The 26,845-nt window shown below is 71.0% G+C and carries 28 protein-coding genes; 13 read left to right on the forward strand and 15 right to left on the reverse strand.

Features of this window, described 5'->3' with window-relative positions; genetic code table 11:
- Positions 1 to 178 precede the first annotated feature (178 nt).
- Both ACI2L1_RS28710 and ACI2L1_RS28715 read right to left on the reverse strand, forming a co-directional pair.
- Positions 179 to 346, reverse strand: coding sequence for a hypothetical protein (locus ACI2L1_RS28710; RefSeq protein WP_404742278.1), 168 nt, complete (start codon positions 344 to 346; stop codon positions 179 to 181).
- 23 nt (positions 347 to 369) lie between these two features.
- Positions 370 to 567 (reverse strand): hypothetical protein, encoded by a 198-nt coding sequence (locus tag ACI2L1_RS28715; RefSeq protein WP_404742279.1) that lies wholly within the window; start codon positions 565 to 567, stop codon positions 370 to 372.
- Between the two features lie 220 nt (positions 568 to 787).
- Here ACI2L1_RS28715 and ACI2L1_RS28720 point away from each other — a divergent pair, with 220 nt between their 5' ends.
- Positions 788 to 1,066: a type II toxin-antitoxin system Phd/YefM family antitoxin gene (locus ACI2L1_RS28720; protein WP_404742280.1), complete on the forward strand. Its 279-nt coding sequence runs from the start codon at positions 788 to 790 to the stop codon at positions 1,064 to 1,066.
- A gap of 51 nt (positions 1,067 to 1,117) precedes the next feature.
- Here the strand turns inward: ACI2L1_RS28720 and ACI2L1_RS28725 are convergent, their stop codons facing one another.
- Positions 1,118 to 2,104, reverse strand: a complete 987-nt coding sequence (locus ACI2L1_RS28725) for an ABC transporter permease (RefSeq protein WP_404742281.1) — start codon at positions 2,102 to 2,104, stop codon at positions 1,118 to 1,120.
- A 101-nt stretch (positions 2,105 to 2,205) separates the two neighbouring features.
- Here ACI2L1_RS28725 and ACI2L1_RS28730 point away from each other — a divergent pair, with 101 nt between their 5' ends.
- The 8 genes from ACI2L1_RS28730 (at position 2,206) to ACI2L1_RS28765 (ending at position 9,268) form a co-directional block, all read left to right on the forward strand.
- A complete protein-coding gene (locus ACI2L1_RS28730) occupies positions 2,206 to 2,835 on the forward strand; it encodes a TetR/AcrR family transcriptional regulator (protein WP_404742282.1) in 630 nt (209 codons plus the stop codon).
- Positions 2,836 to 2,966: 131 nt separating this feature from the next.
- A complete protein-coding gene (locus ACI2L1_RS28735) occupies positions 2,967 to 3,269 on the forward strand; it encodes an urease subunit gamma (RefSeq protein WP_404742283.1) in 303 nt (100 codons plus the stop codon).
- Positions 3,270 to 3,278: 9 nt separating this feature from the next.
- The gene (locus tag ACI2L1_RS28740) at positions 3,279 to 3,590 is read left to right on the forward strand and encodes an urease subunit beta (protein ID WP_404742284.1); all 312 of its coding nucleotides are present in this window, start codon (positions 3,279 to 3,281) and stop codon (positions 3,588 to 3,590) included.
- Positions 3,583 to 5,304, forward strand: a complete 1,722-nt coding sequence (locus ACI2L1_RS28745; RefSeq protein WP_404742285.1) for an urease subunit alpha — start codon at positions 3,583 to 3,585, stop codon at positions 5,302 to 5,304. Before ACI2L1_RS28740 ends, ACI2L1_RS28745 begins: the two co-directional genes overlap by 8 nt.
- Before the next feature lie 12 nt (positions 5,305 to 5,316).
- A complete protein-coding gene (locus ACI2L1_RS28750) occupies positions 5,317 to 5,991 on the forward strand; it encodes an urease accessory protein UreF (protein WP_404742286.1) in 675 nt (224 codons plus the stop codon).
- A gap of 93 nt (positions 5,992 to 6,084) precedes the next feature.
- Positions 6,085 to 6,762 (forward strand): urease accessory protein UreG, encoded by a 678-nt coding sequence (gene ureG / locus ACI2L1_RS28755; RefSeq protein ID WP_404742287.1) that lies wholly within the window; start codon positions 6,085 to 6,087, stop codon positions 6,760 to 6,762.
- Complete coding sequence (locus tag ACI2L1_RS28760; protein ID WP_404742288.1) at positions 6,750 to 7,526, forward strand: urease accessory protein UreD; 777 nt, start codon at positions 6,750 to 6,752, stop codon at positions 7,524 to 7,526. Before ureG ends, ACI2L1_RS28760 begins: the two co-directional genes overlap by 13 nt.
- Before the next feature lie 128 nt (positions 7,527 to 7,654).
- Complete coding sequence (locus ACI2L1_RS28765; protein WP_404742289.1) at positions 7,655 to 9,268, forward strand: alpha/beta hydrolase; 1,614 nt, start codon at positions 7,655 to 7,657, stop codon at positions 9,266 to 9,268.
- Between the two features lie 63 nt (positions 9,269 to 9,331).
- Here the strand turns inward: ACI2L1_RS28765 and ACI2L1_RS28770 are convergent, their stop codons facing one another.
- The 7 genes from ACI2L1_RS28770 to ACI2L1_RS28800 all read right to left on the reverse strand — a co-directional run bounded on the left by ACI2L1_RS28770 (position 9,332) and on the right by ACI2L1_RS28800 (position 17,842).
- Positions 9,332 to 10,345: an NAD-dependent epimerase/dehydratase family protein gene (locus ACI2L1_RS28770; RefSeq protein ID WP_404742370.1), complete on the reverse strand. Its 1,014-nt coding sequence runs from the start codon at positions 10,343 to 10,345 to the stop codon at positions 9,332 to 9,334.
- 74 nt (positions 10,346 to 10,419) lie between these two features.
- A complete protein-coding gene (locus ACI2L1_RS28775; RefSeq protein WP_404742290.1) occupies positions 10,420 to 11,151 on the reverse strand; it encodes a lysophospholipid acyltransferase family protein in 732 nt (243 codons plus the stop codon).
- A gap of 140 nt (positions 11,152 to 11,291) precedes the next feature.
- Positions 11,292 to 12,521, reverse strand: a complete 1,230-nt coding sequence (locus ACI2L1_RS28780; RefSeq protein ID WP_404742291.1) for a PP2C family protein-serine/threonine phosphatase — start codon at positions 12,519 to 12,521, stop codon at positions 11,292 to 11,294.
- 51 nt (positions 12,522 to 12,572) lie between these two features.
- A complete protein-coding gene (locus tag ACI2L1_RS28785) occupies positions 12,573 to 15,005 on the reverse strand; it encodes a SpoIIE family protein phosphatase (protein ID WP_404742292.1) in 2,433 nt (810 codons plus the stop codon).
- Between the two features lie 155 nt (positions 15,006 to 15,160).
- Positions 15,161 to 16,381 (reverse strand): ornithine--oxo-acid transaminase, encoded by a 1,221-nt coding sequence (gene rocD / locus ACI2L1_RS28790; protein ID WP_404742293.1) that lies wholly within the window; start codon positions 16,379 to 16,381, stop codon positions 15,161 to 15,163.
- A complete protein-coding gene (gene ddaH, locus ACI2L1_RS28795) occupies positions 16,378 to 17,202 on the reverse strand; it encodes a dimethylargininase (protein WP_404742294.1) in 825 nt (274 codons plus the stop codon). The genes rocD and ddaH overlap by 4 nt, the downstream gene beginning before the upstream one ends.
- A 151-nt stretch (positions 17,203 to 17,353) precedes the next feature.
- Entirely contained in the window at positions 17,354 to 17,842 is a 489-nt protein-coding gene (locus ACI2L1_RS28800) for an Lrp/AsnC family transcriptional regulator (RefSeq protein WP_404742295.1), read from the reverse strand.
- A gap of 78 nt (positions 17,843 to 17,920) precedes the next feature.
- Here ACI2L1_RS28800 and ACI2L1_RS28805 point away from each other — a divergent pair, with 78 nt between their 5' ends.
- Genes ACI2L1_RS28805 through ACI2L1_RS28820 form a run of 4 tightly spaced genes read left to right on the forward strand, consistent with a single transcriptional unit; the run spans position 17,921 to position 21,960 of the window.
- Positions 17,921 to 18,670, forward strand: coding sequence for a LytR/AlgR family response regulator transcription factor (locus tag ACI2L1_RS28805; protein WP_404742296.1), 750 nt, complete (start codon positions 17,921 to 17,923; stop codon positions 18,668 to 18,670).
- Positions 18,671 to 18,672: 2 nt separating this feature from the next.
- Positions 18,673 to 19,032, forward strand: a complete 360-nt coding sequence (locus ACI2L1_RS28810) for a hypothetical protein (RefSeq protein WP_404742297.1) — start codon at positions 18,673 to 18,675, stop codon at positions 19,030 to 19,032.
- On the forward strand, positions 19,029 to 20,741 hold the full coding sequence (locus tag ACI2L1_RS28815; RefSeq protein ID WP_404742298.1) for a cation acetate symporter: 1,713 nt from the start codon (positions 19,029 to 19,031) through the stop codon (positions 20,739 to 20,741). The genes ACI2L1_RS28810 and ACI2L1_RS28815 overlap by 4 nt, the downstream gene beginning before the upstream one ends.
- 13 nt (positions 20,742 to 20,754) lie before the next feature.
- A complete protein-coding gene (locus ACI2L1_RS28820) occupies positions 20,755 to 21,960 on the forward strand; it encodes a sensor histidine kinase (RefSeq protein ID WP_404742299.1) in 1,206 nt (401 codons plus the stop codon).
- A 3-nt stretch (positions 21,961 to 21,963) separates the two neighbouring features.
- On the opposite strand, the gene ACI2L1_RS28825 is transcribed toward ACI2L1_RS28820, so the two are convergent.
- The 5 genes from ACI2L1_RS28825 to ACI2L1_RS28845 all read right to left on the reverse strand — a co-directional run.
- The gene (locus ACI2L1_RS28825; RefSeq protein WP_404742300.1) at positions 21,964 to 22,140 is read right to left on the reverse strand and encodes a hypothetical protein; all 177 of its coding nucleotides are present in this window, start codon (positions 22,138 to 22,140) and stop codon (positions 21,964 to 21,966) included.
- A gap of 13 nt (positions 22,141 to 22,153) precedes the next feature.
- Positions 22,154 to 24,031: a protein kinase gene (locus ACI2L1_RS28830; RefSeq protein ID WP_404742301.1), complete on the reverse strand. Its 1,878-nt coding sequence runs from the start codon at positions 24,029 to 24,031 to the stop codon at positions 22,154 to 22,156.
- 36 nt (positions 24,032 to 24,067) lie between these two features.
- Complete coding sequence (locus ACI2L1_RS28835) at positions 24,068 to 25,468, reverse strand: DUF6777 domain-containing protein (RefSeq protein ID WP_404742302.1); 1,401 nt, start codon at positions 25,466 to 25,468, stop codon at positions 24,068 to 24,070.
- Positions 25,469 to 25,536: 68 nt separating this feature from the next.
- Entirely contained in the window at positions 25,537 to 26,487 is a 951-nt protein-coding gene (locus tag ACI2L1_RS28840) for a cytochrome c oxidase assembly protein (RefSeq protein ID WP_404742303.1), read from the reverse strand.
- 109 nt (positions 26,488 to 26,596) lie between these two features.
- The coding region (locus ACI2L1_RS28845) for a 6-phosphofructokinase (RefSeq protein ID WP_404742304.1) at positions 26,597 to 26,845 on the reverse strand (249 nt) is incomplete at its 5' end.

A 26,845-nucleotide genomic window follows, 5' to 3' on the forward strand; every position in this document is an offset into this window, starting at 1 on the left:
GCGGATCGAGCGCACGGAACGCGGCCGACCCGCACGCCCCGGCTGGGAACGGGCCGCGTGGCGGCGCGAGACCAGGTCACGGGGCCAGTGCAGCACTGTGTCCGGGCGCACCAGCAGCCGTGCCCGGCGCAGCACACCGCGCGGGTCCCGGTGCAGTAGCCCGGCCAGGAACACCCGGTCACTGGGGGGCGAACCGCACCCGATCCCGGCCGAGCCGGCGTTCCAGCACGGTGATCTGATGACGCAGAGCGAGGATCTCCGCGTCCTTGTCCTGGTTGCTCACCGGCAGCAGCCGCAGCAGGGCGAACACGTTCGTCACACCCAGATAGGCAAGTCGAAGCAGCACGACAGATCATCCTGCCGGGGCATTCACCAGGTGCCCAGAGCACCCGCCCGAGCCCCCGCGCTCGACACCACCCGTACACCAGCCCCCACCAGGACGGATGAGTTTTTCGGCAGGCTCAGGGTGGCCATGGTGCGCAGTGTGATGGCGAGGGTGGTGTGGTCGTCGGCGGCGAGGCGGGCGGCGATCTGGTCCAGCCCCCGGGTGCGTCGACGGGCAGGCACCCGCGTGGCCGGAGCTGCGCGCGGGGCCGGTCGGAGCGGGGCGTTCCGCCGCGCCGGAGACCTGCCAGGATTCAGGGTGACCAGGAAACTCTTCGTCTCGCCGTGTCTCACACATCTCTCACAAATAGAGCGCACGGGAGCACGCGGGAACCTCTGACCCTGATATCCGCTGTCGCCACGGACCACGGTGGACCAGGAGGACATTGCATAAACTAGGGGTATGGCCTACGAGATTCCGGTGACGCAAGCCAGGGCTGAACTCGCCGACCTGATCAACCGGGTGGTGTACGGCGGCGAGCGCGTCGTCGTCACACGGCACGGCAAGCCGCTGGTCGCCCTGGTCTCCGCCGCCGACCTCGAACGGCTGGAGGAACTCCAGGAGCCCGTCGAGGACCAGGTGATCAGCGCGGTCTCGACGGTGCGCGAGGTCGCGTCCGCTCCCCGCGAACAGCAGCGGTTCGGCATCGCGGCGCATCACCGGGGGACCGGCGCCTCGTAGAACCGTGTGAACCCCGGCCGTCGGGGCCGGGGTTCGGTGGGATCGATGGCATCAGCCGGCGGGGGTGAGTTCCCGCTCGGCGGTGTCGGGCGTGGTGTTCTTCGCCCGCGCCTTCAGCGCGTTGCCGACAATTACGGCGCCCAGGCCCAGCGCGGCCCACCAGGTGAGCGTCAGGGCGGGGCCGGTCGCCGCCGCGCCGTCGAAGAACGACACCGAGCGCAGCAGGGTCGCGCTCGCGCCCGGTGGCAGCCACTGGCCGATCGCGCCCACCGGGTCGGGCAGCAACTGCGGGGCCGTGGCGGCTCCGGAGAACGGGTTGCCGAGGAACATCACCACGAACGCGACGGCGCCGATCCCCGCCGGGCCGACCAGCGCGGCCAGTCCCGCCACGGCGGCGCTCACCGCCAGCGTCGACAGCGCGAGCGTCCCGGCCTCCGTCCACCAGTCACCGGTGAGGGCGCCGAGCCAGCTGTGGGCCAGCGCGGTCGCGATCATGCCCACCAGCGCCGCGCTGACGACCAGCGCGGTCACGGCACGGAATCCGCGCAGTCCGAGCAGGGTCACGGCCGCGCCGGCGATGATGCCGGCCAGTGCCAGTGGCAGTACGGACGAGCTGAGGGCCGCGCCCCTCGGGTCGGACGCGGAGGTGGGGACGACGTCCACGGTCTTCACGTCGGCACCGCTCGGGGCGGCCTGCTGGGTCACGGCCTGCTGGAGGAGCTGGGCCACGACCGGGCTCGCGGCCGACGCGGTGAGCAGCTCGGGGCCCTGAGCGGTGACGACGACCGCGCCGTATACGGTCCGGTCCTCGATAGCGGCGCGAACCGCGGCCTCGTCGGTGTAGCGGTGGATCTCGAAGGCGCCCTCGTGCCGCTGGAGCTGCTTCTCCACCTGTGCGGTCGCGGCGGCCGGGCCGGCCAGGCCGAGCGGCAGGTCGCGGGGTGCGGTGCGGGCGGCGGGCCAGGCGAAGGCCCACAGCGCCAGGGCGGCGAGCAGCGGTACGAGGATGACGACCGCGAGAGTGCGGCGGGTGGACATGAGGCTCTCCAAAAAGAAGGATCGTTCGTTTTGGGTGTGTCGCCACCGTCCCGCCGATGGTGTGACTTGTCAAGAAGGAATGTTCGTTTTACTTTGTGGCCATGGCCCGCGTATCCCAGGAACACCTCGACGCCCGCCGCCGGCAGATCCTCGACGGTGCCGCGGTCTGCTTCGCCCGCAACGGCTTCCACGCCACGTCCATGCAGGACGTGCTGAAGGAGGTCGAACTGTCCGCCGGGGCGGTCTACCGGTACTTCAGCGGGAAGGAGGAGCTGATCGGCGCGATCGTCGCGGAGGTGCTCGGCCAGGTCCACGACGGTTTCGAGGAGGCGGCCCGCAGCACCTCGCCGCCCACCCCGGACCTTCTGGTCGAGTCGGTGCTCAGCCGCGTCCTCGCCGCCAAGGAGTCCCTGACCGTGGACGGGCAGCCCGCGTTCCCGCGCCTGGTCGTCCAGGTGTGGACCGAGACACTCCGCAACGCCGAGCTCGCGGCGATCCTGCGCGAGGGCTACGGTGCCGTGCGCGAGACCTGGACGCGGATCGTCGAGGCGTACCAGGACGCCGGGACGATGCGCTCCGACGTGCCGCCGGAGTACGTGGCCCGCACGATGATGGCGGCCGCGATGGGCTTCCTCGCACAGCAGGCCCTGTTGGGGCCGACGCCCGTCGAGATCCTGCGGGACGGTCTGCGGGCGTTGATGAGCGTGCGCGACCAGCCCGACCCGAGCTGATGGATCACAGCTCGGTTAACGTGCCTGAAACCGGATCCAACTAGCCTGCGGATCCACGCCACCAGGGACTTTGCCCCGGGGCTGCGGCAACCGGACCCGCACGGTCCGGAGCGAGGACTGTGAGGTGGGACGTGCAACTGACCCCGCACGAGCAAGAGAGGCTGCTGATCCATGTGGCTGCCGACGTCGCCGAGAAGCGCCGGGCCCGCGGGCTGAAGCTCAACCACCCCGAGTCGGTCGCCCTCATCACGTCGCACATCCTCGAAGGCGCGCGTGACGGCCGTACCGTCGCCGAGCTCATGGCCTCCGGGCGCAAGCTGCTGACCCGGGACGACGTCATGGAGGGCATCCCCGAGATGATCCACGACGTCCAGGTCGAGGCGACCTTCCCGGACGGCACCAAGCTCGTCACCGTCCACGACCCGATCGTCTGAGGGGCCTGGATGATTCCCGGAGAGATCCTCTTCGCCGACGGGCCGATCGCCTACAACCAGGGCCGCGAGGTCACCCGGCTCACCGTACTCAACGCCGCCGACCGGCCCGTCCAGGTCGGCTCCCACTACCACTTCGCCGAGACCAACCCCGGCCTGGAGTTCGACCGGGCCGCGGCGCGCGGCAAGCGGCTGAACGTCGCCGCCGGCACCGCCGTGCGCTTCGAGCCCGGCATCCCGGTCGACGTGGAACTCGTCCCGCTCGCCGGCGCCCGCGTGGTGCCGGGTCTGCGCGGGGAGACCGGAGGTGCCCTCGATGCCTGAGATCTCGCGCGCAGCGTACGCCGACCTTTTCGGCCCCACCACCGGTGACCGCATCCGGCTCGCCGACACCGACCTGCTGATCGAGGTCGAGGCGGACCGTTCCGGCGGTCCCGGACTCGCCGGTGACGAGGCCGTGTTCGGCGGCGGCAAGGTGATCCGCGAGTCGATGGGCCAGTCGCGTGCTACGCGCGCAGACGGCACCCCGGACACCGTCATCACGGGTGCGGTCGTCATCGACCACTGGGGGATCGTCAAGGCCGATGTCGGCATCCGCGACGGCCGGATCACCGCCATCGGCAAGGCGGGCAACCCCGACACCATGGATGGGGTCCACCCGGACCTGGTGATCGGCCCCGAGACCGAGATCATCGCGGGCAACGGGCGCATCCTGACCGCCGGCGCGGTCGACGCGCACGTCCACTTCATCTGCCCGCAGATCGCCGACGAGGCGCTGTCGTCGGGCGTGACGACACTGGTCGGCGGCGGCACAGGCCCCGCCGAGGGCTCCAAGGCCACGACGGTCACCCCCGGCCCCTGGCACCTCGCGCGCATGCTGGAGGCGATGGAGCAGTACCCGCTCAACATCGGCTTCCTCGGCAAGGGCAACACCGTCTCCCACGAGGCGATGCTCTCCCAGATCCGCGGCGGCGCCCTCGGCCTGAAGCTGCACGAGGACTGGGGCTCGACCCCGGCCGTCATCGACGCCTCGCTGACCGTCGCCGAGCGGACCGGAATCCAGGTCGCCATCCACACGGACACCCTCAACGAGGCCGGATTCGTCGGCGACACCCTCGCCGCGATCGCCGGGCGGGGCATCCACGCCTACCACACCGAGGGTGCGGGCGGCGGGCACGCGCCGGACATCATGACCGTGGTCTCCCAGCCGCACGTGCTGCCCAGCTCGACCAACCCGACACGGCCGTTCACCGTCAACACTGCCGAGGAACACCTCGACATGCTGATGGTGTGCCACCACCTCAACGCGGCGGTACCCGAGGACCTCGCCTTCGCCGAGTCCCGCATCCGGCCGACGACGATCGGGGCGGAGGACATCCTCCACGACCTGGGCGCGATCTCGATCATCTCCTCGGACTCCCAGGCGATGGGCCGGGTCGGCGAGGTCATCATGCGGACCTGGCAGACCGCGCACGTGATGAAGCGCCGCCGAGGGGCCCTCCCGGGTGACGGCCGGGCGGACAACCATCGCGTACGGCGCTATGTCGCCAAGTACACGATCAACCCCGCCGTCGCCCAGGGCCTGGCCCACGAGATCGGCTCCGTCGAGACCGGCAAGCTCGCCGACCTCGTGCTGTGGGAGCCCGCCTTCTTCGGCGTGAAGCCGCATCTCGTCCTCAAGGGCGGGCAGATCGCCTACGCGCAGATGGGCGACGCCAACGCGTCCATCCCGACCCCGCAGCCGATCCTTCCCCGGCCGATGTACGGAGCGATCGGACGGGCCCCCGCCTCGAACTCCTTCAACTTCGTGGCGCCCCTCGCCGTCGAGGACGGGCTGCCGGAACGGCTTCAACTCGGCAAGCGGTTCGTGGCGATCGAGTCGACGCGTGGGGTCACCAAGGCCGACATGCGGGAGAACGACGCCCGGCCCGACGTACGGGTCGACCCCGACAGCTTCGCCGTGCACATCGACGGTGAGCTGGTGGAGGCCACCCCGGCGGCCGAACTGCCCATGGCCCAGCGTTACTTCCTCTTCTGACGGCGGGTTCTGATGTCACGGGCTGCACTTCTCGTCCTGGCCGACGGCCGCTTCCCCGCCGGGGGCCACGCGCACTCCGGCGGGGCGGAGGCGGCGGTCAAGGCGGGGCGGATCACCGGCGCGGCGAGCCTGGAGTCCTTCTGCCGGGGCCGACTGCACACGACGGGTCTGGTATCGGCGGCGCTGGCGGCGGCGGCCGTACTCGGGCTCCCTCCTTCGGAGTTGGACGCGGCGGCGGACGCCCGTACGCCGTCCCCTGCATTGCGGGTCGCCGCGCGGAAGCTGGGCCGCCAACTGATGCGGGCGGCACGGGCGACCTGGCCGTCGACTGAACTCGACGCCGTGGCAGGGAAGTTCCCCAGGGGAGCGCATCAACCGGTGGTGTTGGGGCTGACGGCTCGGGCGGCGGGCCTGGAGCCTGTGGACGCGGCGTACTGCGCGGCGTACGAGAGCGTGAGCGGCCCGGCGAGCGCGACGGTCCGACTGCTGAGCCTTGATCCATTCGATGCGACGGGGGTATTGGCCCGCTTGGCACCGGAGCTGGACCGTGTCGCGGATCTGGCGGTAGAGGCGGCGCGGAAGGCTGTCGACCAGGGGACCGACACCTTGCCTGCGGCTTCAGCGCCCTTGCTGGAGATCGCTGCGGAAGTGCACGCGGCATGGCCAGTACGCCTGTTCGCATCGTAGAGGGCTCAGATCACCCACCTTCTTGGGGGCGCGGGGAACTGCGCGACCAGCCCCCACACACCCGCACCCGACCACGAACCGTAGGAGCCGTACATGCACTTGGACCACCACCACAACGGCCCCGCCGCACTGAGCGCCGACGCGAACCGCCCCGACGGTTCCCGCCGCGCCTTGCGCGTGGGCCTCGGCGGCCCCGTAGGCTCCGGCAAGACCGCCACCGTCGCCGCCCTCTGCCGCGCCCTGCGCGACGAGCTGTCCCTCGCCGTGGTCACCAACGACATCTACACCCGCGAGGACGCCGAATTCCTCCTCAGAGAAGCCGTGCTGCCCCCCGAGCGAATCACCGCGGTCGAGACGGGAGCCTGCCCCCACACGGCGATCCGGGACGACATCTCCGCCAACCTCGAAGCCGTCGAGGACCTGGAGGACGAGGTCGGCCCCCTGGACCTGATCCTCGTGGAGAGCGGCGGCGACAACCTCACCGCCACCTTCTCCAGGGGACTCGTCGACGCGCAGATCTTCGTGATCGACGTGGCCGGAGGAGACGACATCCCGAGGAAGGGCGGCCCCGGCGTCACCACCGCCGATCTCCTCATCGTCAACAAGACCGACCTGGCGCCGTACGTCGGCTCCGACCTCGCCCGCATGGCCGCCGACGCCAAGGCCCAGCGCGCCGAACTGCCGGTCGTCTTCCAGTCCCTCCGTGGGGAGACCGGCGTCAGGGACGTCGCCGCCTGGGTGCGGGCCCAGCTCGCCGCGTGGACGGCGTGACCGCGGCCGTGGCGGGGGTGCGGGCCACCGCGCGGATGGTCGCGCGGGACGACGGACGGGGCGGTACGGCCCTGCCCGTGCTGGAGAGCGACGGGCCGCTCGCGTTGCGCCGGACCCGGGGGAGTGGCGCCGAGGCACGGGTCATGCTCGTCGGCGCGATGAGCGGACCGCTCGGCGGCGACCACTTCACCGTGGAGGCCGACGTCCGGCCCGGCGCCCGGCTCCGCGTCGGATCGGCCGCCGCCACCATCGCCCTGCCGGGACAGGCGAAGGGCGAGGCCCGCTACGACGTCCGGCTCACCGTCGCCGATGGCGCCGAACTGCACTGGCTGCCCGAGCAGTTGATCTCCGCGGGCGGCAGCGACCTGTATGTCACCACCCGCATCGAGACCGGGGCGACGAGCCGGTTCGTACTGCGCGAGGAACAGGTGCTCGGGAGGGCGGGGGAGGAGCCCGGACGGTTGAGCAGCCGGCTCGTCCTGCGTGTCGCGGGGCGTACCCTGCTGGACCAGGAGCTGGCCTGCGGACCCGGGGCACCGGCCGGCTGGGACGGCCCGGCCGTGCTCGGGGGCCACCGGGCAGTCGGCCAACTTGTCGTCGTACGACCAGAGTTCGCCGACAAGCCGGTGACGGCTCAGGTGCTGGACGAGGGCGCCGCCCTGATGCCGCTGGCCGGCCCCGCCGCCCTCGTGAGCGCCGTCGCCCCGGACGCCCTGCGGCTGCGCCGGGTCCTGGAGCGGGCGCAGGCGGCCCTGAACTCCTAGTCCGCCCAGCGAACTACCCCTTCCGTTTATCGGATTGGCAAAGAACAGCCCACCCCTCTGTTCACAGAGTCTCCATAGCCAGGAGGATCCCGGTACGAATCGAAACGACGTACGGGGAGGGGTCCCTCTTGAGGGAGACGAGACCGAAGTGGCGGACGACCGCGCTCGGTTCGGCCGGAGTGCTCATCACGGCCACACTCATATCCGATGCCGTCGCGGCACCCGCGTCCGGCGCCAACACACTCGCCGACGCCACCCGGCACGGCCAGGACCGCGAGAGCGTCGGTGCCGCGATCGCCGCGGCCCGTGCCGCGAAGGCCGGGATCGACTGGGCGGACTGCCCCGCCGACTGGGGGTTGGCCAAGCCGGTCCAGTGCGGCTGGGTCAGTGTTCCGCTGGACTACGCCAAGCCGAACGGCAAGCAGATCAAGCTCGCCGTCGACCACATCGGCAACACCGGCACCAAGGCGGAGCGTCAGGGCGCCCTCGTCTACAACCCGGGCGGCCCCGGCGGCTCCGGCCTGCGTTTCCCGCTCCGGGTCACCACCAAGAACCCGATCTGGGCCAACACGGCCAAGGCGTACGACTTCGTGGGCTTCGACCCGCGCGGTGTCGGCCACTCCGCGCCCATCTCCTGCATGGACCCGCAGGAGTTCGTGAAGGCGCCCAAGGCCGACCCGGTGCCGGACTCCGAGGCCGACAAGCGCGCCCAGCGCAAGCTCGCGTACGAGTACGCGCAGGGCTGCGCCGAGCGCACCGGCAAGGCCATGCTCCAGCAGATGACCACGCCCAACACCGTGCGCGACCTGGACGTCATCCGTGCCGCGCTCGGCGAGAAGAAGCTCAACTACCTGGGCGTCTCCTACGGCACCTACATCGGCGCCGTCTACGGCACCATGTTCCCCGGCCATCTGCGCCGCATGGTCGTCGACAGCGTCGTCAACCCGTCCCGGGAGAAGATCTGGTACGAGGCCAACCTCGACCAGGACGTCGCCTTCGAGGGCCGCTGGAAGGACTGGGAGGACTGGGTCGCCGCCAACGACGCCGCCTTCCACCTCGGCACCAGCCGCGCCGCCGTCCAGGCCAAGTGGCTCGAACTGCGCGCCACCGCCAAGAAGAACCCCATCGGCGGGGTCGTCGGCCCGGCCGAGCTGATCGGCTTCTTCCAGAGCGCCCCGTACTACGACTCCTCGTGGGTGCCGGTCGCGACGGTGTTCAGCAAGTACTTCGCCGGTGACACCCAGGCGCTGGTCGACGCGGCCGCCCCGGATCTCACCGACACAGCGGGCAACATCTCCTCGGAGAACGGCAACGCCGTCTACACGGCCGTCGAGTGCACCGACGCCAAGTGGCCCACCAGTTGGAAGAAGTGGGACAAGGACAACACCGAGCTCAACAAGCAGTACCCGTTCATGACCTGGGCCAACGCCTGGCTGAACCTGCCCTGCGCCACCTGGCCGGTCAAGCAGCAGACCCCGGTCAACGTCAAGACCGGCAAGGGCCTGCCGCAGGTCCTGATCGTGCAGTCCACGCGTGACGCCGCCACCCCGTACGACGGCGCCGTCGAACTGCACAAGCGTTTCAAGGGCTCCCGCCTGATCACCGAGAAGGACGCGGGCTCCCACGGCGTGACCGGCCTGGTCAACCCGTGCATCAACACACGGGTGGACACCTACCTGCTCACCGGCAAGCTGGACAAGGCCGACGTGACGTGCACCCCGCACGCCACACCGAAGCCGTAAGCCGTAAGCGGTAAGTCGTACAGCGGAGAAGGGGGCGGCCCGCGCCACGGGCCGCCCCCTTCCTCACCGCCCGAGAAACGCGTCCTCGGCCGCGTAGTCGAAGAGGTCGCCGTAGGCCTGGAACATCTTCGGGTATGCCTCCCGCCAGTCCCGCCCGGCCAGTCGCCCCTCGATCCAGGCGACGGTCTCCGGGAGCCGGTCCGCGTACCCCACCACCGCCCGGTAGCCCAACTCCCGTTCCGCGGCCGACATGTCGCAGACGACCGGCACGGGCACCGACCACGGGGTGTCGCCCACGGTCGGCGACGGCGGCGGCCCCTCCAGCAGTACCGTCTCGCTCTCCACGCCCATGACGGCGTCGATCGCACCGGCGATCTCCGCCACCGTCGGGGCTTCCGGGTCAACGGCGTTGAGGGCCCGGGTGCCGGGCCGTGCGGCCGCCAGCCGGATCAGCTCCGCGATGTTGTGGACGCTCGCGGGGTGGAAGCGGCTCCTGCCACCGTAGGGCAGGATGCGCCGGGACCGGCCGTCGAGGTTGCGCTTGACGAAGTAGAGCTCGCGCGGGGTCTGGCAGTGCGGCCCGTGAATCGCACCCGCCCGCAGCAGCGTGGTGGGCAACTGGTCTCCCGCAGCGAGGAGTTCACGCTCCAGGCCCGCCTTGCGGGTGCTGTACGAGGTGTCGGCCGGCGTGACGGTCCGCTGGCTCTCGCCCAACGGCATCGGATACTCCGGGAAGCCGTCCGGCTCGCCCTGGGTGTCGAAGCCCCGGCCCTTGTCGTCCTCGTACACCGAGATGCTGGAGACCACCACGGCCGAGCCCACACGGTCGGCCAGCGAGACCAACTGCCGTGCGTGCGCGGGCCCGTAGGCGACCATGTCCACCAGGACGTCACAGCCCTCGCCCACCGCGGTGGCCAGCGCGGCGTCGTCCGCCCGGTCGGCACGCGCGGTGCGCACCAGCTCGGGCCAGTTCTCGTCCCGTGTGCCGCTCCGGGAGACGGCCGTCACCTCCCAGCCGTCCCCGGCGAGGGCCGTCACGGCCACGCGTCCGATCTGTCCTGTCGCTCCGATCACCACAGCCCGTCGTGTCATACGGCGACAGTACGGGGGCCGGCTCCCGTGCCTCCAGAGGGATCTGCCGACAGCAGACGTCAACTCAGCGGCATACGGGGGAACTTGCGCTCCTTCTCCGTCGCCGGGCGCGCGGCGGCCTCCTCCGCCTTCACCACGGCCGCGTACTGGTCGACGTACTCCTGGTCGGAGAGCTTCAGGATGGCGTACATGAGCTCGTCGGTGATGGCGCGCAGGATAGCCTTCTCGTTCTCCATGCCGGCGTAGCGGGAGAAGTCGAGGGGTTTGCCGAAGCGGATCACCACGGGGTGGATGTTGGGGATGACCTTGCCGGGCGGCTGCGCCTCGAAGGTGCCGATCATTGCACAGGGGATCACCGGGACCTGGGCTTTGAGCGCCATCACCGCGACCCCGACCTTGCCCTTGTAGAGGCGGCCGTCGTGGGAGCGGGTGCCCTCCGGGTAGATGCCGAGCAGTTCGTCCTTGCGCAGTACGCCGAGACCCTCGCGGATGGCGGCCTGGCCGGCCTCCTTGCCGGAGCGGTCGACCGGGATCTGCCCCGCGCTGCGGAAGAAGAAGGCGGTGAGGCGGCCCTTGACGCCGGGGCCGGTGAAGTACTCGGCCTTGGCCAGGAAGGTGATGCGCCGCTTGAGCACCGCGGGCATCAGGAAGTGGTCGGCGAAGGACAGGTGGTTGCCGGCCACGATGGCCGCACCCGACTCCGGGATGTGCTCCAGGCCCTCTATTCGGGGCCGGAAGACCAGTCTCAGCAACGGCCCCAACAGCACGTATTTGAGCAGGTAGTAGAACAAGAGGGGGCGCTCCTCGGTCGGGCGGACGGCTCAACTCCGCGTTCTGGCTGGTCAACCGGCTTGAGATGGGGCTGTCAGTGTAGGCGTAGGGGGCGAGGGCCGGAACACGGCCGAGGGGAGGTCTCTGCACACCGGCCTGTTCACAGTCGCACGATCACCAGCGCCGTGTCGTCCGTGGCGCCGCCGGGCGGGAGCAGTTCCGCGAGGACGGCGTCGGCGAGCTTCTCAGGATCGTCCTTGCGGTGCCTGGCGAGGGAGTCGGCGAGCCGGGCGAGGCCCTTGTCGACGTCCTCACGGCGCCGTTCCACCAGACCGTCGGTGTAGAGGGCGAGGGTGGCGCCCTCGCTGAAGGTCGTGGTGGCCTGCGGCCGCGGAATCGGGGAGGGGCTGGCGTCGAGCGGCGGGTCGGTCGCCTTGTCCAGGCACTCCACGCGGCCGTCGGCGTGCACCAGCATCGGCGGCGGGTGTCCGGCGCTGCTGTAGGTGATGGTGCCGTGGTGGAGGTCGATGAACGCGCTGACCGCTGTGGCCGACTCGGCGCCGTCGACCACATGGGCGTACCGGCCCAGCACGTCCAGGGCCTGCGCCGGGCCCTCGGCCACCCGGGAGGCCGCGCTCAGGGCGCTGCGCAGCTGGCCCATGACACAGGCCGCCCCGAGGCCGTGGCCCACCACGTCGCCCACCGAGACGCCCACCCCACGGCCGCCCACCAGGTCGACGAGGTCGTACCAGTCCCCGCAGACGTTGAGCGCGCCGATCGCGGGCCGGTAGCGGACGGCGGCCCGGTGGTGCAGGGACTGGCGGCTGGTCGGCAGCATCGCCTCCTGGAGGGCCAGCGCGACCTCGCGCTCACGGGCGTGGGCCCGCCGCAGCCGGTCGTTGAGTTCCTGGAGCTCGCGGGCCCGTGTGTACAGCTCGGCCTCCAGGACCCGGGCCCGGCTGCCACGAGGACCGCCGCGGGCCCGCATCAGCTCGGTGACCTCCTCGACCCGGTGCACCAGCAGCGCGACCTTGCCGCCCGGGCCGAGCACCGGGGCGTTGACCGGGCTCCAGTAGCGCACCTGCCACTCTTCGGGCCGCTCGGTGTCCTGGACGTCGTACCGCTGGAGCGCCATGGCGTCGCGCTCGCCGGTGTCCAGGACCCGCCGCAGCGAGGCGGCCAGGTTGCGCATGCCGGTCGCGGCGGGGTCGTTCGGGTTGTCCGGGAAGACGTCGAAGAGATAGCGGCCGATCAGCTCCTCGCGCCGCCGCCCGGTCGCCCGCAGGAACTCCTCGTTGACGTCCGCGAACACCAGCTCGGGCGTGAGCAGCGAGACCATACCGGGCAGCGCCTGGAACACCGCCTTGTAGTCGATGGGTCTGTCGGTCATGGTTGCTGCCTCCCCGACGGGATCACACCATTTTCCCACGGTATGGGGCATTCAGGTGAGCGGATCCTGAAGGGACTGCTCGGCCCAGATGATCTTCCCCTCGGGAACGAACCGGGTGCCCCAGCGCTGGGCGAACTGGGAGACCAGCAGCAGCCCCCGGCCGCCCTCGTCGGTGGTGCGCGGGTGGCGCAGATGGGGTGTGGTGTCGCCGCTGTCGAACACTTCGCAGACCAGGGACCGCTCCCGGATCAGCCGGAGCCGGATCGGGCCGACGGCGTGCCGGATGGCGTTGGTGACCAGTTCGCTGACGACCAGCTCCGTGGTGAACGCGAACTCCTCCAGGCCCCACTCCGTCAGCTGCCGGGACGCCGTCTTGCGGGCCTCGGCGACCAGGGCCGGGTCCACGGGCACGTCCCAGTCCGCGACCTGTTCGGGACCCAGCAGCCGGGTGCGGGCCATCAGCAGGGCCACGTCGTCGTGCGGCCGGTCCGGGGCCAGGGCGTCGACCACGGTCCGGCAGCGCAGGTCGAGCGTGTGCGCGGGCCGCTCCAGAGCCTGACGCAGCCGGTCCCGGCCCGCGTCCATGGTCGACTCCGCACCGCGGGCGAGCAGTCCGTCCGTGTGCAGGGCGAGCGTGCTGCCCTCCGCCAGCGCCAGCTCGACCGACTCGAAGGGCGGACCGCCGACGCCCAGCGACGGCCCCTGCGGGAGGTCCACGAAGGCGACCGTGCCGTCGGGCAGGATCACCGCGGGCGCGGGGTGTCCCGCGCTGGCCATCGTGCACTGGCCGTCGACCGGGTCGTAGACGACGTACACGCATCCGGAGCCCTGGGCGCTGTCGATGTCCTCCGTCCCCGCCCCGACGCCCTCCTCGCGCGCCGACCGGGCGACCAGGTCGTCGAGGTGCCCGAGCACCTCCTCGGGGGGCAGTTCCAGGGCCGCCAGCGTCCGTACGGCGGTCCGCAGCCGGCCCATGGTCGCGGCGGCGCCGATGCCGTGGCCGGGCACCTCGCCCACCACGAGGGCGACCCGCGCGCCGGAGAGCGGGATGAGGTCGTACCAGTCCCCGCCGAGGCCGGTCAGCTCGTCGGCGGGGCGGTAGCAGGCGGTCACCTCCACGGCGCCCTGCTCGGGCAGCCGGTGGGGGAGCAGACTGCGCTGCAGGACCAGCGCGGCCTCCCGTTCACGGGTGTAGCGCCGGGCGTTGTCCACGCAGACGGCCGCCCGTGAGACGAGGTCCTCGGCGAGGTTCAGATCGTCCGCGTCGAAGGGTTCCTGGCGGCGCCGGCGGAAGAAGCTGGTGACGCCCAGGGTGACGCCCCGGGCCCGGATCGGCACGACCATCACGCTGTGAAGGCCAAGCTCCAGGAAGTTGGCCTGCCGCCCGCCGGGTATGTCGGCCGCCCAATCCCCGGCCAGCGGGTCCAGGCGCTCCTCGCGCCACGGCTCGCCCGAGTACAGACAGCGCAGCGGGGGCGACCCGGGCCGGTAGGCGGCCACGTCACCGACCTCGACGACGGCCTCCGGGACCCCCTCGTTCACCGACTGCTGCGCGGCCCGCAGCAGCGGCACCCGCGCGGTGGGCTCCGCTCCCCGCAGCACCGACTCAAACAGGTCCACGGTGATGTAGTCCGCCAGCGCGGGTACGGCCACGTCGGCCAGTTCCTGCGCGGTCCGCCGGATGTCCAGACTGCGGCCGATGAACTCCCCGGCCCGGTCCAGCAGCGCGAGCCGCTGCCGGGCCCGGTGCCGCTCGGTGATGTCCACGACCGTGTAGTACACGCCGATCGGGTGGCCCCGGTCGTCGTCGATCCGGGTGAACGACATCGTGTGCGCGGTCTCGCGGTGTGGTGCCGCACGCACCCGGCCGACGTGCTCGTACCCCACGATCGGCTCACCGGTCTCCAGCACGCGCAGCATCTGGGCCTCGATCGCCTCGGCGTCCAGGCCCGGCTGGATCTCCGCGAACCGCAGTCCCAGCCGCTCCGGGGCCGGGGCACTGCCGAACTGCTCCAGCGCCGGGTTGGACCACACACAGCGCAGATCCGTGTCCACGATCGCGATGCCGATCGGGGAACGGGAGACCATCTGCTCCAGCACCCGGCGGCTCATGTCCCACCCGGGGGCCTCCGCCATCTCGGACAGCAGCACCAGCCAGCGTTCTGAGCCGTCGGAGTCGCCGGCCACCGTGATCCGGACCATGACCCGGACCGGCCGGCCGTGTCTGTCCCGGGCGGTCAGCAGCCCCGCCCAGCTGCCGTCGGCCCGGCAGCGTGCGGTGATCTCCGGGAGCCGACGGGCGTCCTCGGGGGTGAGCAGGGCTGCGACGCTCTGTCCTACCGCTTCGGAGGCGGGACAGTCCAGCAGGCGCTCGGCGTCCCTGGTCCAGCCCGTGACCGTCCCGTGGGCGTCGAGCAGCAGGGGAGCGGCATCGGCCACGTCGAACCGGTGCCGCGCGGTGTCGTGCTCCTCCTGTGCGCCCACGGACGACCTCTCTGTCGCTGAGAGTGGTCTATCACCTCTTAGCATCATCTTCACCCGTTACGTGGGGAGTGCGCCTACGGGGAGGGACGGATCGGTGGTACCGCGGGTGCGGGGGCGTGGGGGCTGGTCGCGCCGTTCCCCGCGCCCCCAGGGGGCTATCGGCGCAGTACCTTTTCCAGTACTCCCAGTGCCGAATTAAGCTCCTCCGCCGTGATCGTCAGTGGCGGTGCCAGCCTGATCGTCGAGCCGTGGGTGTCCTTGACCAGGATTCCCTCGTGCATCAGGAGCTTGCTGACCTCCCGGCCCGTGCCGATCGTCGGGTCGATGTCCACGCCTGCCCAGAGGCCACGGGCGCGGAAGCCGACGACTCCCTTGCCGACCAGGTCCGCCAGGCCGTCCCGCAGGGCCGACCCCAGCTCGGCCGCCCTGCGCTGGAACTCACCCGTCTCCAGCAGCTCCACGACCGCCGTGCCCACCGCGGCCGCAAGCGGGTTGCCGCCGAAGGTCGAGCCGTGTTCACCCGGGCGCAGTACGCCGAGGACGTCACGGCGGGCGACCACCGCGGAGACGGGGACGATGCCGCCGCCCAGGGCCTTGCCGAGGAGAAGGACGTCGGGGACGACGCCCTCGTGCTCGACGGCCAGCGTGCGGCCCGTGCGGCCGAGGCCCGACTGGATCTCGTCCGCGACGAAGAGGCAGCCCCTGCGGCGGGTGAGCTCGCGGACGCCGGTCAGATAGCCCTCGTCCGGGATGATCACACCCGCCTCGCCCTGGATCGGCTCCAGGAGCACGGCGGCCGTCGTCTCGTCGATCGCCGCCTCCAGCGCCGCCAGGTCGTTGTACGGCACGACCCGGAAGCCCGGCGTGAAGGGGCCGAAGCCCGCCCTCGCGCTCTCGTCAGTGGAGAACGACACGATCGTCGTCGTACGGCCGTGGAAGTTCTCCGCCGCCACCACGATCGTCGCCTGGTCGGCCGGGACGCCCTTCACCTCGTACGCCCACTTGCGGGCCACCTTGATGCCGCTCTCCACCGCCTCCGCGCCGGTGTTCATCGGCAGCACCATGTCCAGGCCGGTCAGCCCGGCCAGGCGCTCCGCGAACTCGGCGAGCCGGTCGTTGTGGAAGGCGCGGGAGGTGAGGGTCAGACGGTCCAGCTGGTGGTGCGCCGCCTCGATCAGCGCCGGATGGCGGTGGCCGAAGTTGAGCGCGGAGTACCCGGCCAGCATGTCGAGGTAGCGGCGGCCCTCCACGTCCTGGACCCAGGTGCCCTCGGCGCGGGCGACCACCACCGGCAGCGGGTGGTAGTTGTGCGCGAGGACCGGCTCCTCGGCGCTGATGAGATCGGCGGAGGAACGCGTGCTTACGGGTGCGGTCATGAGCGGATCTCCTGGGTGCAGCACTTGATGCCGCCGCCGGCCTTGTGGAACTCGGAGAGGTCGACGGGGACGGGGACATAGCCGTGGTCGTCGAGGCGCACGGCGAGGGCCTCGGCCTGCGGGGCGATGAAGACGTGGCGGCCGTCGGAGACGGAGTTCAGGCCGAACGCCATCGCGTCGTCGCGGGTCGCGAGCACCGCGTCCGGGTACAGCCTGGCGAGTACCTCGCGACTGCCCGGTGAAAAGGCCTCCGGGTAGTACACGATGTTGTTGTTGCCCTCGGAGTCGTCGAGGACGAACAGCGCGGTGTCCAGGTGGTAGAAGTGCGGGTCCACCAGCGTCAGGCTGATCACCGGGTGGCCGAAGAACTCCTGCACCTCGCGGTGCGCCTCGCGGGTCGTCCGGAACCCGGTCCCGGCCAGCACGTACCGGCCGGTCCAGACGAGATCGCCCTCGCCCTCGCAGACCGCGGCGGGACGGCGGACGTCGTAGCCCGCCGTCTTGAACCACAGGTCGTAGTGCATGGACTCGGGGCGCCGCTCGGGCGCGTGGAAGAGCGAGCCGAAGACACGGCCGCCGACGACGACCGCCGAGTTCGCGGCGAAGACCATGTCGGGGAGGCCGGGGACCGGCTCCACGGCGTCGATGCTGTGACCGTGGGTCTCGTAGGCGCTGATCAGCGTCTGCCACTGCTCCTGCGCCAGGTCCACGTCCACGTGGGTGTCGGGATGCATCCAGGGATTGATCGCGTACTGCACGGCGAAGTGTCTGGGTTCGCAGACCAGGAAACGCCGTCGGCGCGGCACACGTGAGTCGGACACAGAGGGGTTCCTCCGCTTCCTGCGGTGTCGACTGAGGGTTGACACCAAGGTAGGAAGTGACCGGCAGGCCCGACAAGCAACAAGAATTGCGTGTCTGCGCAGGAACGCTGCGCATTTTGCCGGTGAAACGCATGCCTGATGCGTTTATCGGCTACGCCTCCGGCGCGGGCTGGCTGGCGCCCGCCTCGGGGCTTTCCGGGATGAGGTGGGACAGCACCATCACGCTGATCGTCTTTCGGATGAACGGCTCCACGCGGATGCGTTCCAGCACCTCCTCGAAGTGCTCCACGTCCCGCGCCCGCACATGCAGCAGCGCGTCCGCGCCGCCGGTCACCGTCATCGCCGCGGTGATCTCCGGATGGTTGCGGACCACCTCCGCGAGCCGCCGTGGCGGGGCCGCGCCCTCGCAGTACACCTCGACATACGCCTCGGTCCGCCAGCCCAGTGCCGACGGCTCCACCGTGGCCGTGAACCCGGTGATCACCCCGGTGTCCCGCAGCCGGTCCACGCGCCGTTTGACCGCCGTCGAGGACAACCCGATCGCCGCGCCGATCTCGGCGAAACTGGTCCTGGCGTTCGCCATCAGCGCGGTGATGATCTTCCGGTCGAGGCCGTCGAACGCGGCGGTCCTGCTGTTCATGTCGGCACTGTATCCAGCGGGGACGTCCACAACTCGGCACATGTCCAGTCGTACGAATTGCTCCTAGACTCCGGGGTCATGCTGCGCGCCCTGGCTGTCGACGACGAACGCCCCTCGCTGGAGGAACTGCTCTACCTCCTCAACGCCGACCCCCGGATCGGCAGTGTGGAGGGGGCCGGTGACGCCACCGAGGCGCTGCGCCGCATCAACCGCGCGCTGGAGTCGGGGCCGCACGGGCCCGAGGCGATCGACGTCGTCTTCCTCGACATCAACATGCCGGGCCTCGACGGACTGGATCTGGCCCGGCTGCTGACCGGGTTCGCCAAGCCACCGCTCGTCGTGTTCGTCACCGCCCACGAGGACTTCGCGGTGCAGGCCTTCGACCTCAAGGCCGTCGACTACGTCCTCAAACCGGTCCGCAAGGAACGCCTCGCGGAGGCCGTCCGCCGGGCCGCCGAACGCCTCGACAGCGCGCCCCGCATCCCCGTCCACGAACCCGACCCCGACCACATACCCGTGGAACTCGGCGGGGTGACCCGGTTCGTCGCCGTCGACGACATCACTCATGTCGAGGCCCAGGGCGACTACGCCCGCCTGCACACCGACAAGGGCAGCCACCTCGTCCGGATCCCGCTCTCCACCCTGGAGGAACGCTGGCGCTCGCGCGGCTTCGTCCGTATCCACCGCCGCCATCTCGTGGCCCTGCGCCACGTCGGCGAACTCCGCCTGGACGCGGGCACAGTGAGCGTCCTGGTCGGCCGCGAGGAGCTCCAGGTCAGCCGCAGACACACGCGAGAGCTCCGGGACCTGCTGATGAGGAGGCCGTAGCCATGCCTCAGGACCCCGTCGAGCGGCGCGTCGTCGTCACCGGCCCGCCCCGCCGCACCCGCCAGGCCTCCGGCTACTACCGGCCGCGTACCGAGATCGACGAACAGACCACCCTCGGCCACACCTACGTCCGCTCCCTGATGCGCACCCAACTGCGCGCCGCCCTCGCCGTGTTCGCCTTCCTCGGACTCCTCATCGGCCCGCTCCCGCTGCTCTTCGCGGCCATGCCGGACGCCCACCGTCTCGAATGGGGCGTCCTCGGTTTCGGCCTCTACGTCCCCCTCGTCCTGCTGGCCCGCTGGTACGTGCGCCGCGCCGAACGCAACGAACGGGACTTCGTGCGCCTGGTCGAGGACCGATGAACTCCGGCTACTCGGTTCCCGCTGTCGCTCTGGTAGTCGTGGCCACCGTCCTCGTCGGCGCCTTCGGCCTGCGCATCTCCCGGACCACCTCCGACTTCTACGTCGCCTCCCGCACCGTCGGCCCCCGCCTCAACGCGGCCGCCATCAGCGGCGAGTACCTCTCCGCCGCCTCCTTCCTGGGCATCGCGGGGCTGGTCCTCGTCCAGGGCCCGGACATGCTCTGGTACCCCGTCGGCTACACCGCCGGCTATCTCGTCCTGCTGCTCTTCGTCGCCGCCCCACTCCGCCGCTCCGGCGCCTACACGCTCCCCGACTTCGCCGAGGCCCGCCTGGCCTCCCAGGCCGTAAGACGGCTCGCGGGCGCCTTCGTCGTCGGCGTCGGCTGGCTCTACCTGCTGCCCCAACTCCAGGGCGCCGGGCTCACGTTGACCGTGCTCACCGGTGCGCCCCAGTGGCTCGGCGGAGTCATCGTGGCCGCCGTCGTGGTCGCCACCGTCGCCGCGGGCGGCATGCGCAGCATCACCTTCGTGCAGGCATTCCAGTACTGGCTCAAACTCACCGCGCTCCTCGTCCCCGCCCTCTTCCTCATCCTTGCCTGGCAGGGCGACGGCGCCCCGAGTCACGCCTTCGACGAACCGGCGACCTTCCGCGAACAACGCGTCGTACGTGTCGACTCCACCCTCGACCTCAAGCTGGCGAGCCCTCTGACCGTCACCGTCAGCGGCACGGTCGACGGCCGCCCGCACGAGGCCCAGAAGCTCGAACTCCCCGCCGGTACCCATCACATCGCCAAGGGCACCCGCCTCACCTTCGCCAAGGGCACCACCGTCCCCGCCGCCGACCGCGGCACCAGCGACGGCATGTCGACCTCCCTCGCCGCGGGCCGCGAGGAACGGCCCCTGTACGCCACGTACGGACTGATCCTCGCCACCTTCCTCGGCACCATGGGCCTGCCACACGTCGTCGTCCGCTTCTACACCAGCCCGCACGGCGTCGCCGCCCGCCGCACCACGGTCGCCGTCCTCGGCCTGATCGGCTGCTTCTACCTCCTGCCACCCGTCTACGGCGCCCTCGGCCGGCTCTACACCCCCGAACTCACCCTCACCGCAGACGCCGACGCCGCCGTCCTGCTGCTCCCGGAGCGCATGATCGGCGGTCTCGGCGGCGATCTGCTGGGCGCGCTGGTGGCGGGCGGGGCCTTCGCCGCGTTCCTGTCCACGGCGTCCGGCCTCACCATGGCCGTGGCGGGCGTGCTCACCCAGGACGTCCTGCCCTCACGGGGCGTACGGCACTTCCGACTCGGCACGGTCCTCGCGATGTGCGCCCCGCTCGCCGCGAGCGTCCTGGTCGGCGGGCTGCCCGTCGCCGACGCGGTCGGCCTCGCCTTCGCGGTCTCGGCCTCCTCCTTCTGCCCGCTGCTCGTGCTCGGCATCTGGTGGCGGCGGCTGACCCCGCCAGGCGCCGCCGCGGGCATGCTGGTCGGCGGCGGCTCCGCGTTCGTGGCCGTCGCCGCGACCATGGCCGGTTTCCCGGCCGGCGGACCGCTGCACGCCCTGCTCGCCTGGCCCGCCCTCTGGTCGGTGCCGCTCGGTTTCCTCACCATGGTGCTGGTGTCCCTGGCCACCGCGAGCCGCGTACCCACGGGCACGGCCGCGATCCTGGCCCGCTTCCACCTGCCGGAGGAACTGCGGGCGGAGGTAAAGGCATGAGGGGCGTGGAGGCGTGAGTGGATTCCTGGCAGGGCTGTGCGTGGCGATCCTCCCGCTGCTCGCCGCGGGCTTCTGGCTCGGCAGGCGGACCGCCCGCCCGCAGGCCCTGGGCGGCCTCGGCACGCCCGTCGAACACGCCACCTTCGAGACCCTGCACACCGCCTCCCTGGCCGCACCCCCGCTCAGGGCGGGCCTCACCGAGGAGACCGCCCGCAAGTCGGCCCGCCGACTGCGCACCCTTCTCGGCACGGACGCGCTGTGCCTCACCGACCAGAAGCAGGTCCTGGTCTGGGACGGCGTGGGCGGCCACCACCGCACCGAGATCATGGAACGCCTCGCCGGACCGCTGGAGACCGGCCGAGGCGAGGCCTTCCCGCTGACCTGCGGTGCCCCGGACTGCCCGGTCCGCTGGGCCGTCGTCACCCCCCTCACCGTCGACGACCGCGTCCACGGCGCCCTGGTCGCCTGCGCGCCCCGCGAGTCCGCCGTCCTCGTCCGCGCCGCCGGAGAGGTCGCCCGCTGGGTCAGCGTCCAACTGGAGCTGGCGGACCTGGACCAGTCCCGCACCCGGCTGATAGAGGCCGAGATCAAGGCACTCCGGGCCCAGATCTCCCCGCACTTCATCTTCAACTCGCTCGCGGTGATCGCCTCGTTCGTGCGCACCGACCCCGAGCGAGCCCGCGAACTGCTCCTCGAATTCGCCGACTTCACCCGCTACTCGTTCCGCAGGCACGGCGACTTCACCACCCTCGCCGACGAACTCCACGCCATCGACCACTACTTGGCACTCGTGAGGGCACGCTTCGGCGACCGCCTCTCCGTCACCCTCCAGATCGCCCCCGAGGTGCTCCCGGTCGCCCTGCCGTTCCTGTGCCTGCAGCCACTGGTCGAGAACGCCATCAAGCACGGCCTGGAGGGCAAGACCGACAAGTGCCACCTCCAGATCACCGCCCAGGACGCGGGCGCCGAGGCCCTCGTCGTCATCGAGGACGACGGCGCCGGAATGGATCCGGTCCTGCTCCGCCGTATCCTCGCCGGCGAGGTCAGCCCCTCCGGCGGCATCGGTCTCTCCAACGTCGACGACCGGCTCCGCCAGGTGTACGGCGACTCCTACGGACTCGTCATCGAGACCGCACCGGGCGCGGGCATGAAGATCACCGCCCGAATGCCCAAGTACCAGCCGGGCGTGCACTCGGCGGGCCGCCTCACGGGCGGCTGAATCTCAGGTGCTGCGGGTGGCCACCATGCCGAGGGTGATCAGGCCCAGCACGACCCAGCCGAACCACAGCCAGCCGTTGCTGCCGAGCGCCACCGTGTAGGCCGTCACCACGACGAGACCGCCGACGGTGAGCACCCCCATCGTTCGGGTCGAGCCATCCGTGGAACCGGTACCGGGCATCGCGACACCCTCCTCAGGATTCGTCCCCCTCCATGGTGCCCCCGTTCTGCTTCCGGACCGTGCAGACGACAAAATGGGTCCCGTTCTTCCAGGGACCCTTACTGGTCCAGGAACCGGCCGTGTAGACGGACGGATCGAAGCCGTAGTCGGCCGGCGGCACGTCCCGCGCGCACGCCGGGTCCGACTCGGTGCGCGCCTCGGAGAACGGCACGTCCGCGTCCAGACGGGTGAACCCGAGCACCTGCTCGTCGTAGGAGCCCTCGCAGGACACCAGCCGGGCGTCCCGGTTGGAGGGCACGTCCAGGCAGTCCCGCCGTTGCATGGTCGCCGTGTCCGCGAAGCCAGAGCCGAGCTCGCGATGCGCGCTCATCGGCCCGTACACCGGTCCGCTCGCGCCCAGCACCAGGCAGGCGGTGCGCCGCCCCGCCTTCTCGAACCCGTCGTCGGTCGGAACGACGGCCTGGCCACGGACGTCGGCGAGCCGGTCCCGGATCTCCTTGGTGCGCTCCTCGCACTTCGCCGGCCCTAGGCGCTGCGCCTCGTCCGCGGAGGAGGCCGGCGCGAACGCCATCACCTGGCCGTCCGGCGCGTTGTCACAGCCGGGATCCGGCGTGAGCCGGGGCGTCCCGTGGAAACGCTGCGCTCCCGGCCAGTCGGCCGTCACACAGTCGCCGTCCCGCAGCGCCTCGGTGAGCCCGACGGAGGCGCCGTACGGCCGCCCGGCGGCCTGGCCACCGTTCTTGTCGTCGGCCCCCCGGTCGGCCATGGCGTACCAGACGCCCCCCAAGGCGAGAAGCAGCCCGAGACCGCAGGCCAGCACCGCCCGCAGGGCGTGCGAGCGTTCCCGCCGCCGCCGGCCGCCCGTCGGCGGCCCGAACCCCTGCGGGGCGGGCGGGGGCACCGGGGCCCCGAACCCCTGCGAGGAGCGCGGCGGCGCCTGCGGGGCGGGCGGCGGTCCCTGTACGGCCGCCCAGGGCGGCTGGGAACCGATGTCGGTCTGCGTCCGGACGTACGGCTCGACCTGCGGTGTCATGATCCGCGACAGCGCGGCCTCCGCCTCCGCGGCCGACAACCGCTGCCCCGGGTCCTTGGCGAGCAGCGCCTGCAGTACGGGACCCAGCGCGCCGGCACGCACGGCCGGCCGCGGCTCCTCCATGACCACCGCGGTGATCTCGGCGAGATGCGACTCCCGCTCGAAGGGCCCCACACCCTCCACGGCCTGGTACAGCGTGCAGCCCAGCGAGAACAGGTCGGCGGCCGGGGTGGGCGCCCCGCCCGTGGCCCGCTCCGGCGCCAGATAGCCCGCCGTGCCCACCAGCACCGACGCCAGCGTGTACCGCGTCTCCCCGGCGTCCGGCTGCACGGATATGCCGTAGTCCGTGAGCAGGACACGACCGTACGGCGCCCCGGTGCGGTCCGGCGCGAGCAGGATGTTCGCCGGCTTCACGTCCCGGTGCATCACGCCCCGCTGGTGCCCGGCGGTCAGCGCGTCCAGCACGGCGAGCCCGACGCGGGCGCACTCCGCCGGGGCGAGCGGCCCGCGGGACTCGACCAGGTCGCGCAGGTCCACGGCGTCGGCCACGTACTCCATGACGATCCACGGCAGCCCGTCGTGCTCCAGCACGTCGTGCACGGTCACCACGTGCGGGTGGCCGCGCAGCCCGGCCGCGTGCCTGGCCTCGGCACGGGCCCGCGCGACCCGGGCCTCCCGCTCGTGACCCGCCTCCACCGGGTCACGGAACACGATCTCCTTGAGCGCTACCTCGCAGGCGAGTCTCTGGTCGTGGGCGAGCCACACATGGCCCATGCCGCCGCTGCCGAGCGGGTTCAGCAGCAGGTACCGGCCGGCGATGACCCGGCCCACTCCCGATGTCGGTGATCCTGAAGGCATCCGGTGACTCTCCGGTTCTGCGGGTTCTCGGGGGTGCTACGCGAGGACGGTGCCGCTCGGACCGTCGGTGGCGGACGCACTGGCCGGGGGGTCGCTGCTCGCCGGTGCGCTGGTCGTCGTCGATGGGGGCGGTGGTGGCGGCGCGCTGCTGGTGACTGGCGCGCTGCTGGTGACCGGGGCACTGGGCGGCGGTGCGCTGGTGACCTCGGGCGGTGAGCTGGTGGTGGGCGGCGGTGGCGGCGGACCGCTCGACCTGTCGGCCGACGGTGAGCTCGGAGCCGTGCTCGTCGACGGTGCGGACGAAGACTCGCGGGGCCCGCCGCTCGACGAGGACGGCGGCTTGGAGGAGGACTCCCCGGGCTTGCCGCCGGCCGACCCCGACGAACCGGACGACGACCCCGACGACGGTGGGTTGCTGGTGGGCGGTGACTTCGACCCGGAGGACGGCAGCGGGGGAGTGGTCGTGGGCCCGGGAGCCCCGCCGGAGCTGCTCGTGCCGCCCCCGGCCACGGTCAGCATCACGTACTGCCCGAACGGCAGCTCCGTCCCCGCGGGCGGATCGCTCGCCGTCACCTTCGCACTGTCGGGCGGCGCCCCCTGCCCGGCGTACCCGGCCGCCAGCCCGGCGTCGATCAGCTCCTGACTCGCCCGGGCGAACGTCGTCCCGGCGAGGTCCGGCACCGTATGCCGCTTCCTCGCGTTGAAGGTGGTGTCCTTCTCACCGGTGGTGCCGGTCGGACGGTTGATGCCACGGGCGGGTTCCTGGACGTCCACCAGAGCGATCCGTTCCAGTTTCCGCGGAGCCGGCTTCACGGCCACCACGGACTCACGCTCGTATCCCGCCCATTTCTTGTTGCCGTCCTCGAACTGGACGGAAATCCGGCCGGTGTCACCCTCGAAGGGCCGCAGCGGATTTCCGCACGAACACTTCACAGCCGGAAGCCCTTGTTCATCGACGAGAATCGCGATTCCCGCCTGAAGAAGGGAGTTGTACGGGACGGCTTTTTCCTTCTTGTAGTCGTGGTTCTTGACGAGAGTGTCGTGGCGCAGCAGAACCGGTGTGAGCCGGTCCAGATATTCCGGTATCTCGTCCGTGCCGATGTTCAGCACACTGGCCCACGCCTGTGCCTTTTTGTGGTTCGTGGGATCGGTGAGAAAACGTTCGAGTTTGGCGACGTCACAGATGGTCGGTTGTTTGCTGCCGCCGTACAGACCAGGTGTGTCCCCCTGCTGGAGACTTCCCTGCACGGGCTGCGAGCGCACACTGGTGGCGTCCTCACCGATCCCGCTCTTCTCGTCGAAGAACGGCGCGAGCGAGGGCACACCGGCGGCGACCGCCTTGACCATCGTCAGTGGAGTGTCCCTGTCGCAGCCGCTCAACAGCAGCGAGAAAACCGCCAGTACGGCGATCCTGTGCATAAATGCGCGAAGTGTCATGACCGCTCCCCCTGGCGGTTCCCCCAACGCGCTTCATGCTACTGAATGCTCCGGAAAGACGAAGCCTTTCAACGCCCGCGTGCGTTCAATGAGGCCAAATATGCGTTGTACGCCTCAAGTTCCTGGTCGCCGTTCCGGTCGGCGGCCCGGTCCGTGCGCTTGGCCTGTCGCTGTTCGGAGCCATACCACTGGAACAGCAGTGCGATCAGCACCAGAACGGAGGGAACCTCGCTGAACGCCCAGGCGATACCGCCGGCGTAGTTCTGGTCGGAGAGCGCGTCGATACCGAGCGAGGCGGGCGGGTTCTTGAACGTCTCCACCATCGGCTCTGACGCCATCATCAGCGCGATCCCGAAGAACGCGTGGAACGGCATCCCCGCGAACAGCTCCAGCATCCGCATCAGATACCCGGGCCGCTGCGGCCCCGGGTCCACGCCGATGATCGGCCAGAAGAAGACGACACCGACGGCGAGGAAGTGCACCATCATCGCGATGTGTCCGGTCTTCGACCCCATCAGGAAGTCGAAGACCGGCGTGAAGTAGAGGGCGTACAGGCTCGCGATGAACAGCGGAATCGTGAACGCCGGATGCGTGACGATCCGCATGTACCGGCTGTGCAGCAGCGCCAGCAGCAGCTCACGCGGCCCCTTGCGACCCTTGCCGGCGACCGGCAGCGCCCGCAACGCCAGCGTCACCGGCGCCCCGAGCAGGATGAGGATCGGCGACAGCATGCTGATCACCATGTGCTGCACCATGTGCACGCTGAACATGACCATGCCGTAGTCGTTCAGCCCGGTGCACATCATCAGCCCGATGGACAGCACACCGGCGACGTAGGAAACGGTCCGCCCCACGGACCACGAGTCCCCCCGCCGCCGCAACCGCACGACTCCCCATCCGTAAAGGGCGAGCCCGAGCAGACAGGCGACCAGAAAGAACGGGTCAGCAGACCACTGAAGGCCCCGCCCCAGCGTGAACGGCGGCAGATCCATGGTCATGCCGTGCCCGCTGTGATCCATCGCGGCGGCTCCTGATTCGTGGGGGGTTGTGCGTTTCCTACCGCCCCAAGACTAGAACCGCCCCCGGCGACTTCTGTCACCGGGGGCGAGTGGGCCCACCTTCTTGGACCTAAAGCACGCACTCCGCTTCCGCGTACCGGTCCTCCGGTACCGTCTTCAACGTCTCAACGGCCTCCGCGAGCGGCACCATCACAATGTCCGTGCCCCGAAGAGCCGTCATGTGACCGAACTCCCCCCGATGCACGGCCTCCACCGCATGCCACCCGAACCGGGTGGCCAGCACCCGGTCATAGGCGGTCGGCGTACCGCCCCGCTGCACATGCCCCAGGATGACCGGCCGGGCTTCCTTCCCCAGCCG

The sequence above is a fragment of the Streptomyces sp. NPDC019531 genome, assembly GCF_044903305.1.
Classification (GTDB): Bacteria; Actinomycetota; Actinomycetes; order Streptomycetales; family Streptomycetaceae; genus Streptomyces.

What these genes read in the sequence shown, in the direction of transcription:
- ACI2L1_RS28740 (WP_404742284.1), top strand. Translation starts at nt 3,279, where the DNA reads ATGATTCCCGGAGAGATCCTCTTCGCCGACGGGCCGATCGCCTACAAC.
- ACI2L1_RS28830 (WP_404742301.1), bottom strand. Translation starts at nt 24,031, where the DNA reads ATGCCTTCAGGATCACCGACATCGGGAGTGGGCCGGGTCATCGCCGGC.
- ACI2L1_RS28835 (WP_404742302.1), bottom strand. Translation starts at nt 25,468, where the DNA reads ATGACACTTCGCGCATTTATGCACAGGATCGCCGTACTGGCGGTTTTC.
- ACI2L1_RS28720 (WP_404742280.1), top strand. Translation starts at nt 788, where the DNA reads ATGGCCTACGAGATTCCGGTGACGCAAGCCAGGGCTGAACTCGCCGAC.
- ACI2L1_RS28815 (WP_404742298.1), top strand. Translation starts at nt 19,029, where the DNA reads ATGAACTCCGGCTACTCGGTTCCCGCTGTCGCTCTGGTAGTCGTGGCC.
- ureG (WP_404742287.1), top strand. Translation starts at nt 6,085, where the DNA reads ATGCACTTGGACCACCACCACAACGGCCCCGCCGCACTGAGCGCCGAC.
- ACI2L1_RS28810 (WP_404742297.1), top strand. Translation starts at nt 18,673, where the DNA reads ATGCCTCAGGACCCCGTCGAGCGGCGCGTCGTCGTCACCGGCCCGCCC.
- ACI2L1_RS28745 (WP_404742285.1), top strand. Translation starts at nt 3,583, where the DNA reads ATGCCTGAGATCTCGCGCGCAGCGTACGCCGACCTTTTCGGCCCCACC.
- ACI2L1_RS28725 (WP_404742281.1), bottom strand. Translation starts at nt 2,104, where the DNA reads ATGTCCACCCGCCGCACTCTCGCGGTCGTCATCCTCGTACCGCTGCTC.
- ACI2L1_RS28730 (WP_404742282.1), top strand. Translation starts at nt 2,206, where the DNA reads ATGGCCCGCGTATCCCAGGAACACCTCGACGCCCGCCGCCGGCAGATC.
- ACI2L1_RS28780 (WP_404742291.1), bottom strand. Translation starts at nt 12,521, where the DNA reads ATGACCGACAGACCCATCGACTACAAGGCGGTGTTCCAGGCGCTGCCC.
- ACI2L1_RS28840 (WP_404742303.1), bottom strand. Translation starts at nt 26,487, where the DNA reads ATGGATCACAGCGGGCACGGCATGACCATGGATCTGCCGCCGTTCACG.
- ACI2L1_RS28805 (WP_404742296.1), top strand. Translation starts at nt 17,921, where the DNA reads ATGCTGCGCGCCCTGGCTGTCGACGACGAACGCCCCTCGCTGGAGGAA.
- rocD (WP_404742293.1), bottom strand. Translation starts at nt 16,381, where the DNA reads ATGACCGCACCCGTAAGCACGCGTTCCTCCGCCGATCTCATCAGCGCC.
- ACI2L1_RS28825 (WP_404742300.1), bottom strand. Translation starts at nt 22,140, where the DNA reads ATGCCCGGTACCGGTTCCACGGATGGCTCGACCCGAACGATGGGGGTG.
- ACI2L1_RS28800 (WP_404742295.1), bottom strand. Translation starts at nt 17,842, where the DNA reads ATGAACAGCAGGACCGCCGCGTTCGACGGCCTCGACCGGAAGATCATC.
- ACI2L1_RS28750 (WP_404742286.1), top strand. Translation starts at nt 5,317, where the DNA reads ATGTCACGGGCTGCACTTCTCGTCCTGGCCGACGGCCGCTTCCCCGCC.